Origin of the sequence: Methanofollis aquaemaris, from assembly GCF_017357525.1 — an archaeon.
Taxonomy (GTDB): domain Archaea; phylum Halobacteriota; class Methanomicrobia; order Methanomicrobiales; family Methanofollaceae; genus Methanofollis; species Methanofollis aquaemaris.
Genome location: NZ_CP036172.1, coordinates 1,260,599 through 1,277,344, shown reverse-complemented (window position 1 = coordinate 1,277,344; position 16,746 = coordinate 1,260,599). Strand labels below are relative to the sequence as shown.

11 protein-coding genes and 1 pseudogene are annotated in these 16,746 nt (G+C 59.9%); all 12 read left to right on the top strand.

The genetic code is table 11. The annotated features are described in order from the left end of the window. Positions 1-774: 774 nt before the first annotated feature. Positions 775-4,185 (top strand): annotated as a pseudogene (locus tag RJ40_RS13025) (Ig-like domain-containing protein); the annotation flags it as partial. Positions 4,186-4,236: 51 nt separating this feature from the next. Then, complete coding sequence (locus RJ40_RS06055) at positions 4,237-5,979, top strand: PGF-pre-PGF domain-containing protein (protein ID WP_265582452.1); 1,743 nt, start codon at positions 4,237-4,239, stop codon at positions 5,977-5,979. A 722-nt stretch (positions 5,980-6,701) separates the two neighbouring features. Then, positions 6,702-7,667 carry a tRNA(Ile2) 2-agmatinylcytidine synthetase gene (locus RJ40_RS06050; RefSeq protein ID WP_265582451.1) on the top strand — a complete coding sequence of 322 codons (966 nt, stop codon included), beginning with the start codon at positions 6,702-6,704 and terminating at the stop codon, positions 7,665-7,667. Then, positions 7,639-8,553, top strand: coding sequence for a methanogenesis marker protein 11 (gene mmp11 / locus RJ40_RS06045; protein WP_265582450.1), 915 nt, complete (start codon positions 7,639-7,641; stop codon positions 8,551-8,553). Before RJ40_RS06050 ends, mmp11 begins: the two co-directional genes overlap by 29 nt. Further along, the gene (locus tag RJ40_RS06040) at positions 8,535-9,500 is read left to right on the top strand and encodes a radical SAM protein (protein ID WP_265582449.1); all 966 of its coding nucleotides are present in this window, start codon (positions 8,535-8,537) and stop codon (positions 9,498-9,500) included. Before mmp11 ends, RJ40_RS06040 begins: the two co-directional genes overlap by 19 nt. 1 nt (position 9,501) lies before the next feature. Then, a complete protein-coding gene (locus RJ40_RS06035; RefSeq protein ID WP_265582448.1) occupies positions 9,502-10,647 on the top strand; it encodes a thiamine pyrophosphate-dependent enzyme in 1,146 nt (381 codons plus the stop codon). Beyond that, on the top strand, positions 10,628-11,767 hold the full coding sequence (locus RJ40_RS06030; RefSeq protein ID WP_265582447.1) for a homocitrate synthase family protein: 1,140 nt from the start codon (positions 10,628-10,630) through the stop codon (positions 11,765-11,767). Before RJ40_RS06035 ends, RJ40_RS06030 begins: the two co-directional genes overlap by 20 nt. Next, positions 11,764-12,978, top strand: coding sequence for an aconitase/3-isopropylmalate dehydratase large subunit family protein (locus RJ40_RS06025; RefSeq protein ID WP_265582446.1), 1,215 nt, complete (start codon positions 11,764-11,766; stop codon positions 12,976-12,978). Before RJ40_RS06030 ends, RJ40_RS06025 begins: the two co-directional genes overlap by 4 nt. Next, positions 12,975-13,448, top strand: a complete 474-nt coding sequence (locus RJ40_RS06020; protein ID WP_265582445.1) for a LeuD/DmdB family oxidoreductase small subunit — start codon at positions 12,975-12,977, stop codon at positions 13,446-13,448. The genes RJ40_RS06025 and RJ40_RS06020 overlap by 4 nt, the downstream gene beginning before the upstream one ends. After that, the gene (locus RJ40_RS06015; RefSeq protein ID WP_265582444.1) at positions 13,445-14,263 is read left to right on the top strand and encodes a DUF7714 family protein; all 819 of its coding nucleotides are present in this window, start codon (positions 13,445-13,447) and stop codon (positions 14,261-14,263) included. Before RJ40_RS06020 ends, RJ40_RS06015 begins: the two co-directional genes overlap by 4 nt. Continuing rightward, a complete protein-coding gene (locus RJ40_RS06010; RefSeq protein WP_265582443.1) occupies positions 14,238-15,188 on the top strand; it encodes an isocitrate/isopropylmalate dehydrogenase family protein in 951 nt (316 codons plus the stop codon). Before RJ40_RS06015 ends, RJ40_RS06010 begins: the two co-directional genes overlap by 26 nt. A 571-nt stretch (positions 15,189-15,759) precedes the next feature. Further along, positions 15,760-16,593 (top strand): hypothetical protein, encoded by an 834-nt coding sequence (locus tag RJ40_RS06005; RefSeq protein WP_265582442.1) that lies wholly within the window; start codon positions 15,760-15,762, stop codon positions 16,591-16,593. The last annotated feature ends 153 nt before the right edge of the window (positions 16,594-16,746 follow it).

Here is a 16,746-nt window from a genome sequence, read left to right as displayed (position 1 = left end):
TGCGAACATGTATCTATGGCCTTCCTCTATCCTCGCGCCGGGGGCGCTGCCCCCGGACCCCCGGGACGAAGATAGGGCTAGGAAGGCGGAGAGATGATTTTGAAGAGGGGGTGCCGTCTCTTGCCAATCTTCATGTGTGGGGGTTCGGGGGGGCATTCGCCCTTGCGGAAGATACGCGTTCAGGATTCCTGGAATGAAGAAGTTTGATCCAGGCGAAGATTCATGTCTCAGATACTTAAGGGGTATGCTCCATCTTAAGAAACACCGGAGTGTTTCGAGTGGTGGTAACTCCCTCTTGGGAGTGGATCGCCACGAAAACTCTTGCGAGATTTATCAAAGGACCGCCTGAGATTCAGTTTCATGAGTAATTTTTCAGGGCCGGCGATTGAGGTAATCGATTGGTCGAAGAAAAGGGATTGTTTGAAAATGTCCGATTATATCCTCGTATGGTTATTTTTTGGTGGTTGGTGCTTTTGGTCTCATTGTGGGCGATTTTAGCATGGTGGGTGTGCTCGTAGGCGCTCGGAGATGATTTTGTTTGGATGATTTTATCGTGAATTTTTCTGCTTTTTTTATTTAATATTTCTGTTTTTAGCATTGTTTTGGGTGATGCGGTGCATTTTATGTTTTGGATCATTGTTGTGGATAATTGGAGTTATCGGGATATATTTAACCAAGAGCCAAATAATAATGATTATATTTTATTGTCCTCTATCGATCACAGAGTATTGATTTGGGAAGATACTCGAACATCATTGATTAAAGGGTTGGATTATGAGTCTTCTTGATATTGTCTACTGGTCCGGCAAGAGATGCTGGAATAATGTTTACTCCTTCGTATTGCTGAGTTTTGCAATTTTTGTTATGGTCGCACTCTGTGTCGTTCCGGGGGGGGCGGAGAACATTTCCGGCGCGAATGTCTCCGGCATCAATGGCGACATGAACGGCACCGTGCTCTCTCCTTTGGATCCGGAGTCCGGAGGAGACGGGAATGCCACGACACCGACATCGATGCAGCCTGTGATCTCGTGGGTGACCGTCACGCCGGTATCCACCGAAATGACAGTGGGCGAGGTGCGGCCGTTTTCGGCGGCGGCATATGATCCTTCGGGCGCGGTCGTTCCCGATGTCATGTTCAGTTGGGAGAGTAGTGACCCGTCTGTCGGGACGGTGAACGGCACCGGTTCGTTCACGGCGCGTGCTCCGGGATCTGTAGTGATCACCGCCACGGTCGCGAACAGCACCGTGAACGGGAGTGCGGCGGCGACGGTGACGGCTCCGTTGCCCGAGGTTTCGCCGACACCGGTGGGCACCATGGAGGTGTTGTCCTCTGTTCGTGATGTTTTCGGGGGCATGATTCAGGCAGTGGACGACGTGTACCTGAAGGTTGCAAACGACGATGGGGCGAGGTTCAACGATTTCGGCAACGATACATTTCGGATCAAATGGACCGGCGGGGGTCTGAATGCGGTTCACATCTCGAATTCAAGCGGGTATATGCAATATGGACAGGTCACCAACACCCACGACCCGTCAGGAACTTTTTATGTAACAGAGACTGGAGGACGCGGTTATCATGACGAAATATTCCTCTGTGTTGCAGTTAACGGAACGATTCCCGACGATTTCAAGGTGCATATTCGGGCTGATGGATACCAGTGGGTACCGAATCCGATCCCTCATGCAGAGCCCGCCCCCGGCACAGAACATTACGAACCGGTGACACTTGATGAGTGGTTCACAAAAGACGATTTTATCTATGGTCCGCAGACGTGGCGGCCGGCGGCAGAAACTCAGTATCCAATATTTCCCGGTCAGAACCTGAGTGATACCTCAAATACCTTCAGGCTGATGTTTGTCGACCTTAATGGCGGCATTCTTCGCGCTCATCCTCTCAGGGTACAGTACGAGGTTGAAAATCTGAACACCCTCCTGGCCTTCAATGTCTATGGTTATGGCAAAAACGCCGATATCGGGGCATATAATCTCACCTCCTGGACCAATCGACTGACCGGGCCTTATCCAACAGAATTCAGTGGCTGGTACGTCTCCGGTGTTCCGCTGCCCGATGCTGCAACGCTCTCGATTTCGCCTCCTTCCGCAGAAGTGCCTGCAAACGGAAAACAGAGGTTCACGGCAAGAGCGTATGATGCAAGTGGCGATGAAATCAAAGGGGCACAGATCTCATGGTCCAGCAGCGACCTTGGTGTCGGGACTATCGATAATAAGGGAATTTTCACTTCAGTCGCCGAAGGCTCGACGATTATTACCGCTTCTACAAAAGGTGCATCCCAGACCGCGTCCGTAACAGTAACCGCTCCTGTTGTGAAGGTTCTGACATCCATTCTTTTAGAGCCGTCAGATGTCGTGATGTACGCGGATCAGATTGAGAACTGCACGTTCACTGCAACGGGGTATGATCAGTTCGGAGACGAAATCTCTCCGGTGTTGGTTACATGGTCCAGCACGGTTCCGTCCGTCGGAACCATCGATGAAAATGGTTTGTTTACCGGACGTGGAGAAGGAACCGCCATTGTCCGGGCGACCAACGGCAGCGTTTCGGGGAATGCTACGGTTGTAATCAAATCACATCCTGACTGGAATGTCAACCTGATCGGAGCGGTGAACGGAACGCTGAATCGTTCAACGATCATCGACCTCTCCAAAGGCGGACTTCTCTCATATACCGACCCCAGCGGAAAGTTGTGGGAGGGGGTCAATCTCTCTGCAGTCGTCGGGCTTGTCGACGATCAGGATCCTGCAATGTTCAATGTGTCGCTGGCGTCTCGCGACTATACTGTCACCGTCATCGGCAAAGCAGCAGGCAATGATAAGACCGTCCAGATTGCCAGTCGTGAGTTCCTCGATGGTGATAAGACCTTTATTGCCGCCTATAAAGTGGACGGGTTCGAGATCCCAGAAGAGCCGATTGATGGAAGAACATACTGGCCGCTAAAGTTGACGGGTTCGGGAATTGCGCATGTTGGTAAGAATCTCGAAGAGGTCACAGAAATTTCTCTTGAGTTCCCCCCTGATATCAGAGAGATAAACATCACGCCTGATATTGTAAGAACCTGGGAGAGTAGTGAACCTCTCCAGTTCGAGGGGAAGGCATATGATCTATCTGGAACTGAGATCCCGTTTGTTCCATTCAAGTGGACGAGCAGCAACACTTCAGTTGGCACCGTGAACCAAACCGGATACTTCACCATTATAGGTCCAGGCATAACTGAAGTTCAGGCCAGTTTTGCCGGAGTCAATGGTTCAGCAACTGTGTATGTCTATCCCGACGATCTTCCCCCGCATACATGGATCGTCGATCAGTCCGGCAACGGTGATTTCAGAACGATTACTGACGCTGTCGTCTGTGCACGGGATGGCGACACCGTCCTCGTCAGGGATGGAATCTATGATGAGTTGTTTAAGATTGAGAAAGGGATAACACTCAGATCGGAGAACGGCCCTTCAGGCACAACCATCACGAATAATAAAAGGGCCCTTATGATCGAAGTTCGGGCTGACAATGTAACGATATCGGGTTTTACTCTAAAGCAGACTGGATTTGCAACAATTGCAAGTAAAAATGCAATAAGAATCACGAAAGGCGACAATTGCACGATCTCAGGAAATATTTTTTCGGAAACGAAGTATTGTATCTACGTATATAAGCACCATGTAAGTTATCTAACGATTGCAGGGAATAGATTCAACAGTCCGACAACGTCGATATATTTGCAAACCTGTGATCATGCTGTTGTCAGAGATAATGTCATCGAAAATGTATTTGATAGTGCAATTACAGTTTGGGGAAAAGGACAATCCACCGGAAACATCGTTGAGAATAATACAATAAGCTGTTTCCCAGGTAGAAGTGTTCTGGGGATTGACTCTTTGTACTGTAACGATGTTAAAATCGTAAATAACGTGATTTATAATGGTGCAATGAGTGGATTGGGCATTCTTGGGGGACAAGACATAGTCATCAAGGATAATACCATCGGTGAATGCACGGAAATGAATCTCTATTTAGAGGGGTCTATAAAGAACCTTACGCTCACTGGCAATGAACTGAAAGGGGGTAAAATGGGTACATTCTATCTCGAGAAAGTAAAAGGTGGAGAATCCTTCAATATTTATATGAATTCCATCAGCACCCACCCTGCAAAACCCGGTGGCTTTTTTTACTGTAGAAGTTCTTCTCCCTTCACTCTAAACTCCACGAAACCGGTCAATTACGTGTACAACGATACCGCATACTCCAATTTCATCGGCAACCACTTTGCCACCTACGCCGGCAACGACACCGACGGCGACGGCCTCGGCGACACGCCGTTCACGGCCGGAGGCAAAGATCACTACCACCCCCTCATCTCCCCGATCGACGCCTATCTCATCCTCACCCCCACGACCATCACCGTCTCCCCGCCCGCCAAAACCCTCGAAGTGGCCGAGAGCGTGACCTTCACGGCGGAGGTCTTCGACCAGCGTGGTGAGAAACTTCCCGACACCGTGCTGGTGTGGTCGAGCGGCAACACGACCCTCGGTGTCGTGAACGCGACCACCGGGTGCTTTGAAGCACTTTCGCCGGGAGAGGTGACGATCACCGCCGGGTGCGGCGGCTGCACGGGTTCTGCGATCGTCACCGTGGTCCCCGCGACGAAGAAGACGGAGACGGTCTCCTTCGAGGTGCCGGACTGCACCTTCGCTGAGAACAGCAGCGGGGCGCCTTTCATATCGGTCAACGCGAGCATCGCCGGCATCAACGGCAGCCACCTTGTCCTGCAGGGCGACGGCTTCAACCTCGCCGTCAGGACCACGTCGATGGAGGAACCGGCGGGCGGGCGAATCAACGCGACCTTCGACGAACTGGTCCTCGAAACCGATCCCCTCGTCGCCGACCTCCCCCTCCCCGGCACCGTCTCGGGGAGCATCCGCGCCAACCTCACCGGCCTGCCGGCCGGGGCGGGCATCACGACCACCCTCAGCCAGAACATAACCGAGGATGTGCAGTCGGCCTTCCAGCTCGCTGCGAGTGGCGACGGCCTGGAGGTGGATGCGGTCGCCTTCACGATGAATATCAAGAAGACGAACCTGACGAACGGGAAGGAGATCACTGGCGCCTCTGTCAGGATGACCGTCAGCCCGGCATGGGTCGACGCCCACGGCGGCGTCGGTGCGATCCGGATCATCCGGTGGGCGGAAGATGACACGAAGGAGGTGCTGGACACCAGGCTGGTCGGCACCGATCCCGCCGGCAACATGATCTTCGAGGCATATTCCCCCAACGGCCTCTCGCTCTTCGGGCTGTCGGCGACATCCCGGCCGGCGTCGCAACCGTCCGGAAGCGGGTCATCCTCTTCGGGCGGCGGCCTCTCTGATGTGGCTTCATTTGCGGGATCGGTCCCTGCAGGGGAGAAGAGGTCGTTCTCGGTGGACCGCACCGCAATCGACCGGGTCACGGTGAAGGCCTGGGACGCCATCTCCAACCTCCTGGTCACCGTGGAGAAGGCGTCCCTCCCGACGAGCATCGAGATGCCCGGCTCGACGGTCTATGAGATCGAGAAGATGACGCTGTATCGCGCCGACCCCTCCGCGGTTGCGGGTCTCGTCATCGAGTTCTCGGTGCCGAAGACCTGGCTGGATGCACACGGGCTTTCAGGCAGTCAGATCACGCTCCTGCAGTACGCCGACGAGGGATGGAAGAGCCTTCCCACGACGCTCCTGAAGGAGGACGAGGAGAGAGTCTATTACTCGGCCGAAGCCGACGGGTTCTCGTACTTCGCGATCGTCGCGGGGAAGATCGTCGCCGCAGAGGCGGCCGTGCCACTAGAAGAGACGACGGCCCCGGCAACTGAGGTGGTGCAGACCGCCGAAACATCCGCGCCCCCGGCAGGCACCACCGTCCCGAAACAGTCCCCGGTGATGGAAGGGCTTGCGATCCTCGCCCTCGGCGCGGCGGTCATGATGAGAAGAAGATAATTCTTTTTTTGCTCTGTAGGGTCGGGCATGAACCGGGAGCACGCCTCAAGCATACGCGATGAAAATTGTTCAGAATGGATCTCCGGGGTGTGAATCTCGCCCCTCGCCGCCCCTGCCTATCCTCGTCCTGGGAGGCTCCGGGGGGCAAGGCCCTCCGGCGCGAGATGGCGGTGAAAATTCTGCGATTGGGTGGCGGGATGTCTGATTCATCACGTCATCCCAGACCTCCGTGCGGGGGGCGTTGCCCCCGGACCGCCGCGATGAGGATGGGGACAGGAAGGCAGAGGACGAATCGTTCAGAAACAGAGCCCTTTTTGTTAAGCGGGCCGGAATCCCGACCTCTCACCCACGATTCTGCCTCCCTCGGGCCTTCGCCTGCCCGAAAAATCGCGGCGATTTCCATGCGTCTACGACGGCCAGATGTCGCCTTTCCTGGAGGAGATATGCCCTGATATCTCTCACAATCATGCGGGGGCTTTATGGGGCCGACAGAGTTCATGATATTGCTGGCGTTTCGTGAACGGGGCCTTCTCTGCCAGGATCCTGAAATCTCTTCAATATGAGCCCGGATCAGATCCCCTCCTCCCGGATCGGAGGGCGATATGGGCGTGTTTCTCTCTGAGTGAGGTCAGCATATGGGGGGCTGCTCCTCTCGCTCACCTGCGATCCCTTTATCTTAGATGATACCGAATATTTCGTCAACGAAATTTTCGGTGTATACTATGATCGTGCTGACCCCCGACGAAGTGAGAGAGCGCTTTGGGCCGCTCTTTGCAGAGAAATTTATCGTGATGGTGGATGAGGAGAAAGGCCTGGCCGAGATCCTGGAGACCTGCCGGCACCGCGGCACCATCGAGTGGGACGTGATGAATCGACGGCGTGCCGGCGGGGCGCTGACCGCCGCCGACGTCCAGGGTTCGTCGATGACCATGGCCGCTCGCCTTGGTGCGTACGAACCTCACTTCGGGGCGGCAGGTCAGGAGATCGGGGGCCAGGCCCTTGCCGGCGTCGAGGTGGAGGGCGACGAGGTCGTGACCACCTGGGCCGGGATCGCCGGTGCCGGTGTCGGCGTTGCCGCATGTCTCCCGCAGGCACCCGGGGTGATCAGGGCCGAGTACCCGGGTGAGGACGATCTCCACATCGGGGGTGCGCGTATCTGCCGGGTGCGGATCGTCTCCCCGAAGTATGAGAAGGTGACCATCGGGATCGACGACACCGATACCAAAGAGGATGGGGCAACCTGGGTGCTGGCTCTCAAGTGTGCCGAGGCGTGCAAGGTCGAAGGAGCGGAGTACCTTAATATGAGATTGGTTCAACTCAACCCGAAGGCCCCGCAGAAGACGACCAACTGTGTCGGCTCGGTGCTGAACTTTGCGGTCAGGCCGGGGTCGGTCGACGACCTCCTCGGTTTTGTGAAGGACTACATCGAGGAGCACGCGGTCTCGGGGGACACCGGGATCGCCTACTACCGCGGGATCGGCCTGCCCGAGACCGAGTACACCAGGAAGATCAAGACCGAACTGCTCACCCAGGACGAGGTGGAGGCCGAGGCGGCGAGGCTCGGGATCACCTTCATCGACTCCGCGGCGAGCAAGGGCCGGATAGGTGCTCTGGGCGCTGTGCTCTGGGGCAACCGCGGCGTGGAGGCGGCTGGTCTCTATGGCGAACGACCTGAAGGGAGCATCTGAGGAACTTCAAGATCCATACGTGATCTCGTACCCCGGGATCGTCGCCGTCGCCGATGCCGGCGGCGACCGGGCCGAGATCGTTGAGTTCTACGAATGTACCGGCGGTGCGCAGTGGGTCCGTCGCCACTATGCGCAGAGCCCGCTCGTCGAGTCGGCGCGGATTGTCGGGCCGACGACGCGCTACCTCCTGCGGACCGGGTCGGTCGACCTGGGGCTCGAAGGCTCGAAGTTCCCTGCCGGCATTGCCGGAGCGTCGGTCGAGGGCGACGAGGTCTCGGTCACCTATCTCGGGATGGGCGGGGGGGGCGTCGGTGCCTCGGCCTGCCGGGCGCGGGGTCGGGGCGTGATCAGGGCCGAGTGTGACGAGTCGGGTGGCGGGAAACTGGCCGGCTCGACGGTCTGGCTCCCCCGCCGCGAACGGGTGGTGATCGGGGTGGACGACACCGATACTCCCGAGGCGGGGGCGACCTGGACCCTGGTCCACAACATCGCCCGGCAGATCGCGGACGAGGCCTCGGTCTACCTCTCGCACACCATCGTGCAACTCTTCCCGGTGCCGGAACGGACGAAGAACTGCGTGGCCTGTGCGGTGGAGTTCGCCTCCACCGATCCCGACGCTCTCATCGAGCGGTTCGCGGTATTACTCAGACGCTACACCCTCTCCGACCAGACCGGGATGGCGGCCTTTGTGGGGTTCGATCCCTCGTCCCTCCGGGAGTATGGCGAGGCGGTGAAGCGGGGCAAGGTCTCGCGTGCCGACCTTGAGGCCGTGCTCCCGCAGGTCAGGGTCGTGATGGACGGGAACGGGCTCATCGGAGCAGTCGGTGCGATCCCCTTCTACACCGACTTCGAGGAGGCGCTTGCCCTATGGACTGGCTCCGACTGAAGGCCGAACTCCTGGCCAGGGGTCGGGTGAAGGTGGTCGGGGTGCCGGCGAAGCAGTATGTCTCATCCTCGACGGCCGGGCCCGGTGCCGGGGGTACGGGTTCTCTTTTTTTCTCGGTCGACGGCCGACGGGTCAGGCTCTCGGTCGATCCCGAAGCCGACCTGACGCTCATCCACGAGGGGATGGGGAAGGCGACCATCCCCTTCGGGGGAGAACTGGTGCGGGGTGTGCTCGAACCCGCTCCTCTCCACTGTCCCCGCCAGGCCTACATCACCCTCTCCGAGCGGTGCATCTTCTCGTGCAAATACTGCGCCGTGCCGCTCAACCAGGGCCGCATAAAGATGCTCGACGAGGTGATCGAGATGGTGCGCTCGGTCCTCGGAGAGATCGACGCCATCTCGATCACCAGCGGCGTGGCTGGGAGCGTGGCGGAGGAAGAGCGGCGGACGATCGGGATCGTTCGGCTCCTCGTGCCGTTCGGCCTTCCGATCGGAGTCTCCATCTACCCGACGCCGCAGACCCCGAGGCTGCTGCGGGAGGCGGGCGTCGCTGAGGTGAAGTTCAACCTCGAAGCGGCGACGCCCGGACTCTTCGCCGAGATGTGTCCGGGACAGGATTGGAACCTCCTCTGGGAGGTGCTCGAAGAGTCGGTCGGGCTCTTCGGGAAGAACCATGTCCAGAGCAATGTCATCGTCGGGCTTGGCGAGAGCGATGAAGAAATGGAAGCCGTGATCCGTCGGCTCTGTTCCATCGGGGTGATCCCGGTGCTCAGGCCGCTCTCGCCCGGCGCCGGGCTCGCTCACTTTGCCCGACCGTCGGCCGAACGGTTGCTCCGTCTCCATGCGGTGCTGAAAAAGGCGCTGGACGAGGCCGGGCTCGACCCTGCGGCGGCACGGACGATGTGTGCGGCCTGCACCGGGTGCGACCTGATCCCGGGGAGGGACTGAGATGCGAGGGACCGAGACTCTGGCGACCGCTCTGCGGGCGGCGGCCGACCGGATCTACGGCGTGCCGGGCTATCCGGTGACCGACCTCGCCGCCGCGGCCGGGGCCGAGGTCTGCACCAACGAGAAGGTGGCCCTGGAGTACGCCCTCGGCGACTCGCTTGTCGGTCGACGGGCGGCGGTCGTCGTGAAGAACGTGGGGATGAATCTGCTTGCCGACCCGATGGTCCAGGCAACGGCCCAGGGGCTCGGTGCCGGTGTCGTGGTCATCGCCGGCGACGACCCCCTGGCACGAGCATCGCAGGCGGCCGAAGACTCCCGTGCCTATGGCCCGGTGGCGATGGTTCCGGTGGTGGAGCCCGAGGGGGGGTTCGCCCTTGCGGCTGCGGTCGAAGAGGCGTTCTCTCTCTCCGAAGCGCTCTCAAGAGTTGCGGTTCTCAGAGTCGTCCCCGACGTGCTCGATGCGGAGGCGGCGGGGACGCCTCTCCCCAGGACGCCGGGCTCAGGCGCACTCGCCGATCCGGACCTCACCAACCTGGGACGATGGCAACATGCCCTCCAGGTCATGGCCACCGTCTCGTCGGAACGTCCGGCCCCGGCGGGTGTCAGGATTACCTGCCCGGCGGTGACCGCACCCGAAGGCCCGCCCGAACGGTTCTCCGACCGCGGGTATTACCGGACCCTCTGTCAGAACTGCCCCTTCCGCCCGCTCTTTGCCCTGCTCGTGGAACGGGGGATGCGGACGGCGGTCGATGCCGGGTGTTCGCTCCTCGCCGTCAACCCGCCGTACCGCATCGGAACCGCCAGTTACGGCCTCGGTGCGGCGGTGGGAGTGGGAGCGCGGAGTACCGGGGTGGCCCTCATCGGAGACTATGCGCTCCTCCACTCCGGGCTCAACGCCCTCGTCGATGTCTACGAAAAGGAGCTCCCGCTCCTCTGTATTGTGCTGGAGAACAGGCGTATGGGTATGGTCGGCGGCCAGGAGACGCCCGGTGTCGGGCGGTATCTCGGATGGGCCGACCCCGCGTACTGCCGGGCCGACGACCTGCCCGGACTGCGGCGGTTGATTGTCCCGCCGGATCGTCCGCAGACGGTGATCGTCAGCGGCGAATGCCCTGCTGGTGAATGTCATGAAAAAGTTGCATATTGAGATCTGTGACGTAACATTGCGTGACGGCGAACAGACGCCGGGCGTCACGTTTACCCGCGAGGAGAAGATGGAGATCGCGTCCCTCCTCGACGCGACCGGGGTCGAGGTGATCGAGGCAGGGTTCCCTGCGGTCTCTGCAAAGGAACAGGAGGCCGTGCAGGCGGTCTGCCGGATGGGCCTCGACGCCCGGATCTGTGCGCTTTCCCGTGCGAGAAAGGGGGACGTCGACGCCGCCCTGGACTGCGGCGTCGATATGATCGGGCTCTTTGCCGCCACCTCGGACCTCCATATCAGGACCAAATATAAGAAGAGCCGGGAAGAGGTGATGGCCGAGACCTGTGCGATGATCGAGTACGCCCACGACCACGGGGTGCAGGTGCGGTTCGGGGCCGAAGATGCCTCGCGGACTGCACTCCCCGCCCTCATCAGTGCGTACCGGCAGGCAACAGAGGCCGGGGCCGACCTCGCCACCTTCGCCGACACCGTCGGGTGCATGACCCCGATGGAGACCTTTGATCGGATGCAGGCGATCCGCAGCGAGGTCGACCTCCCGCTCTGCATCCACTGCCATGACGACCTCGGGTGCGCCACGGCAAACACCCTTGTCGCCGCGGAGGCCGGGGCCTTCCAGCTCCATACGACGGTCAACGGCCTGGGCGAACGGGCCGGGAACACTCCGCTTGAAGAGGTGCTCGTCGTCCTTGCGACGAAGGTCGGGATCGACCGGTACGACCTCTCTCAGATCGGCGGCCTCTCCGACCTGGTCGCCCGGACGTCGGGGGTGGAGGTGGCCAGGAACAAGGCGGTGGTCGGTGCCAACGCCTTTGCCCACGAGAGCGGGATCCACATCGCCGCCCTTCTCGAAGACCCTTCGACCTACGAGTATGTCTCCCCTGACCTGGTGGGCCGGGAGCGGACCTTTGTGCTCGGCAAGCATACGGGACGGCACGCGGTCGAGCATGTGGCGGCGTCCCTCGGGTATCATCTGGACGACGAGGGGGTGCGCTGGGTATTGCATGAAGTGAAACGGCGCAGCGAGGCGAAGTGTCATGTGACTCCCGAGGTGCTCAAGGAGATCCTCTGCACCGCGGTGAGGGGGAGGGAGGTGTTGCACGGATGAGCACCCTCTCAGAACAGATCCTCGGCGCACCGGCCGGTGAGTATCTCGACCGGCGGGTGGACCGGGCCTTTGCCCATGACGGCACCGGTGTCCTGGCCCTTGAGGCCTGGCGTGCGATCGGCAACGGGGTCTTCACCGATCCCGACCGCCGACATCTCATCTTCGATCACATCGCCCCGGCCAACACCTCGCTGACCGCCGACCTCCAGCACGAGTTGCGGGCCTTTGCAAAGAAGCAGAAGATACATTTCTCCGACGTCGGCGGCGGGGTCTGCCACCAGGTGATGGCCGAGGGGTGCGCCCTGCCCGGCGAGGTGGTCGTCGGTGCCGACTCGCACACCTGCACCCTCGGGGCCCTCGGCGCCTTTGCGACCGGGGTGGGTGCGACCGATCTCGCGGGGGTCTGGGCGACCGGTGAGTCCTGGTTCCGGGTGCCTGAGACGATCGGGATCTTCCTGGAAGGACACTTCACCGGGGCGGTCGAGGCGAAGGATCTCGCCCTCGCCTATGTGGCCGCCCTCGGGATGGACGGGGGGACGTACCGCGCCCTCGAGTTCGTGGGCGAGGGGGCCGCAGGTCTCTCGATGGCCGACCGTCTCACCCTCTCGAACATGGCGGTGGAGACCGGGGCGAAGGCCGGGCTCTTCTATGCGGACAAGACGACCCAGAAATATTTTGCCGGGTTCGGGCACGAGGTCGGGGTCCAACACCGGGAGGTCGACGGCTACCCCGACGAGGTGACGATCGATCTTGGAAATCTCGAACCCCTCCTCGCTCTCCCGCCGCGGGTGGACACCGTCTGCCCGGTCGCGGAGAAGGAGGGGATGGCGGTCGACCAGGTCTTCCTGGGCACCTGCACCTGCGGGCGATACGAGGATCTGGAGCGCTTTGCTGCGATCGTGAAGGGAAAAAAGGTGAAGGTGAGGACGGTCGTCGTCCCGGCGTCGAGGGCCGTGCTCCTCCGTGCAGTCGAGACCGGCGTCCTCACCACCCTCGTCGAGGCCGGGTGCGCCGTCGGGACGCCCGGATGCGGTCCGTGCCTGGGTGCGCATATGGGCGTCATCGGGGAGGGCGAGGTCTGCCTCTCGACGGCGAACCGGAACTTCAGGAACCGGATGGGCGTCGGCGGCGAGATCTATCTTGCCTCCCCCTCGACCGCGGCGGCGACTGCGCTTGCCGGCGAGATCGCCTCCCCGGAGGGATGCCTGTGAGGGGGGAGGGACGTGCGGTCTGTCTGGGCCGCGACATCGACACCGACCTGATCATCGCCGGGCGGTACCTGCGGACGAAAGACCGTTCGGTCTGGGCCGGTCATGCCTTCGAGGACCTCGACCCCGCCCTTGCCGGACGGCTCAGGGGTGCGGTGATCGTCGCGGGCCCGAATTTCGGGTGCGGGTCGTCCAGGGAACAGGCACCGGTCGCCCTGAAAGAGGCGGGAGTCGTGGCGGTCGCCGCCCCGACCTTTGCCAGAATATTCTTCAGGAACGCGGTCAATATTGGTCTTCCAGTGCTTGAGTGCGAGGTCCCATGCCAGGAGGGCGAGACAGTGCGCTTCGATCTCGAAGAGGGGTGGGTCGAGGCCGCCGGTGTCCGCCGGCCTCTCCGACCGCTTTCCCCGCGGATGCGGGAGATCCTCCGGGCCGGGGGCCTCGTCCCCTATCTCAGCGGAGGACATGAATGATATTTCCTGAAGAGTGCAAATATGTGGGACTCGCCACCACGAAACCCCTGGGCGAGAAGGTTTACTTCCTCTCCCGCTGGCTGATCAGGGAGACGGACGAGGGACCGGAGGTGCTCGCGGTCAGTCTCGCCGATGGAGACGAATTGATGCGCGAAGTGAAGGCCGGTTGGGTGCTCGCCACCCCCGAAGAGACGGCGGTCTGGCCCGAACCGGTGAATATCAATGACCGTTCCCGTCTGCTCCGTCTTGCTAGCGAGAGCGGGAAGCGGTGCACGATCTTCACAAGTCCGGACGAGTCGCGGACCTTTGTCTTCGACCCGGAACCCGGGAGTTTTCTCACTGTCCATGTCTATGACATCGTCCCGCCGCGGGCCCACCTGGCTGCGGTGCTGGAGGAACTTGAGGCCACCGGGCTCTTTGGCGATCTCAATGTCACCTTCGAGTATCATATCAGAGATATCCGCGACCTGGAGGCCGAGGTCTATCCCTGCCGGGCGGGGGGATTCGACCGGACGCTGGACGCCGACCGTCTGGAAGGGAACGAGCGGGTGGCCGGGTGCCTCACGGCCAGGCAGTTCTGCGCCGAGAACTATGGCGATGGGATCGAGATCGCGGAGATCTGTCCGCTCACCCAGGTGGCCGAGGAGCCGTTTATCGCCAGGTGTTGTCGGGGCGAGCGCGAGGGCGTCGGCGTCTGGAACGAGAAGTACGGTGGCGTGGTCCACTGGGGTGCGTCGCCGCATACCATCGATCTGGTCCTGAGAAGGATGCTGGAGGAGTGGAGAGAGGATGAAGGTCGCGGTCGTTCCGGGTGACGGGATCGGGGAGGAAGTCGTCCCGGTGGCCGAGGCGGCGCTCAGGCGTCTCCACCCGGAGTGGGACTACTTCCCGGTCGAGGTGGGGTACGGGCGGTGGAAGCGGTGCGGTGCGGCCATCGGTGCCGAAGAACTCCGGGCCCTCCGCGACGCCGACGCCGTGCTCTTCGGGGCGGTGACCACCCCGCCCGACCCGGACTACCGGAGCGTCATCGTCATGCTCCGCAAGGAACTCGGGCTCTATGCCAATATCCGTCCGGTCCGCGGACCCGGCGCGGACCTCACCATCGTGCGCGAGAACACCGAGGGCCTGTACTCGGGGATCGAGTGGGATCTTCCAGGTTCGGCCTGCACCCTCCGGGTGGTCACCGAGGTCGGAAGCAGGCGGATCGCACGTTTCGCCGCGGCGCTTGCGAAAGGTCGTCGGCTCACCATCGGGACGAAGGCCAACGTGCTCAAGTCCGACGCTCTCTTCCGCCGGTGCGCCGTCGAGGAGGCGGAGGCGGCCGGGGTTGAGTGGGAGGAGAAGTACATCGACGCCCTCTGCCTGGACGTGCTGATGCACCCCGACCGGTATGCGGTCGTGGTGACCACCAACATCTTCGGCGACATCCTCTCCGACGCCGCCGCCTCCCTGGTCGGTGGCCTCGGGCTCCTGCCGTCGGCAAATATCGGGGACGACCACGCCCTCTTCGAACCGGTCCATGGTTCGGCGCCTGACATCGCCGGCCAGGGCATCGCCAACCCCGTGGCGGCGCTCAGGAGTGCGGCGATGCTTCTCGATCATGCCGGCGACCGCGAAGGAGCGGCAGCGGTCGAGGCGGCGGTGGAGAGCACGCTCGGTGCCGGGGTGAAGACGTCCGACCTGGGCGGGTCGGCGACGACGGTCGAGTTCGGCGAGGCGGTGCTGGGGCGTCTGGGGTGAAGAGGATATTCGAGGGAAAGAAGCCCTTTTGAATTGCTTTATACTTTTTTTTGGCTTTTTAGAATTCAACATGAGGCGAGATCATGCCTCAAGCATAGGGGATGAAAATTTCATATCGGAGTTGGATCGATTCCTGACCCTCATCCTTGCGTTCGAGAAGGGAGTAGAAGTCGAGCATCATGCCGCCCCTCGGCTATCTTCGTCGTGGGGGTCCGGGGGGTGCAACCCTCCGGCGCGAGATGACGGTGAAGATCCTGCACGAGGGGCGGCACATCCGATCATCACGCCTTCCCAAACATCGGTGCCGGGGGCTCTGCCCCCGGACCCCCGGGATGAAGATAGGGCCGGGAAGGCACCATCAATGACTATGAGGGGGACATTGCCGCCCCCCGGCGAAGAAAACTATCCGGAGGATTTTTACAGAGCCTAGATCTTAAAAAGAAGTCTTTTTTCATGCACAATATTTTTTGGGGGTCTTCAATGTCTATATTTCAAGAATTCCAAATCAAAATGATTATCCCTCCAGATGTCGCACGATTCTGTGTCATTTTAGATAACGAGGCCTTTTAAAATGGATATGAAAATAACTCCGTTGTTTCTGCTATTTGTTTCTGTCATTGCGGTTGTTTTAACGGGAGGATGTACCGATTCATCTCTCAGCGAAGGTGATACGCACCTGCACATACTCGATGTTGGTGCTGAAGATCAGAGCATGTCTTCCATTGACACGTACATGACCGTCAAGAACACCGGATCTACCACGGCGCATAACATTGTCGTTGCTGTGATTACTCTGCCTGAATCTGATGTCTCTTCTGCGCTGGAGAGTACTGAGATTTTAAAGATTACGGCGCTGAATGACTCTCAGAATGAGGATTTAATGCTGGACCGGGATTTTGTCGATGCGTTAGGGCCTGGAGAAACCATTAAGATCCATCTTTCTGTGAATCCCGATGATCTCTCTGATGGGTGGGACGTTTTGAGGGTTGCTTTTGCGGATAACGCCGAAGTCGTGTACTCCGAACCAGAGCCATCTTCGTCTCTAGGAGTTCAACCGGGTAATACGCCGTATACAACGACACCCCCCGTTCCTTCCGCACCTTTGTCGGAACCTGCGTACGCGATAGGGGATGTGATCTCTTATGAGCAGGATTCAGACGTTGCAGAGGTAATTCTGGATTATGACGCTCAAAATGATGCGTATAAAACAGATGTGATCTTCAAATGGGACGAATATGATACCGGTGAATATGGGTGGTATCCGTACAGTGCTCCAGCGGGTACGTGGGGGTATCGCTTAGAAAGCAACGATTCGAGTTGGACTGATCGTACGTGTATAGAAAAATCCTGTCCCTATGTTCTCGGACATGCCGATTCTATCGCTCTCAGAGAGGACTATGATTGACACCATACTATTTCTGAAAATAGATCGAAAATGTCCGTTGATACACTCTCCCCTCCTTTTTCGTGCGCACGCTATGCCTGCTTTCTTTTGACTCTGTCCTGGAGTTGCTATGAGATGGTCGCAACCGGCGGAGATGGATACTGTCAAAGAGTG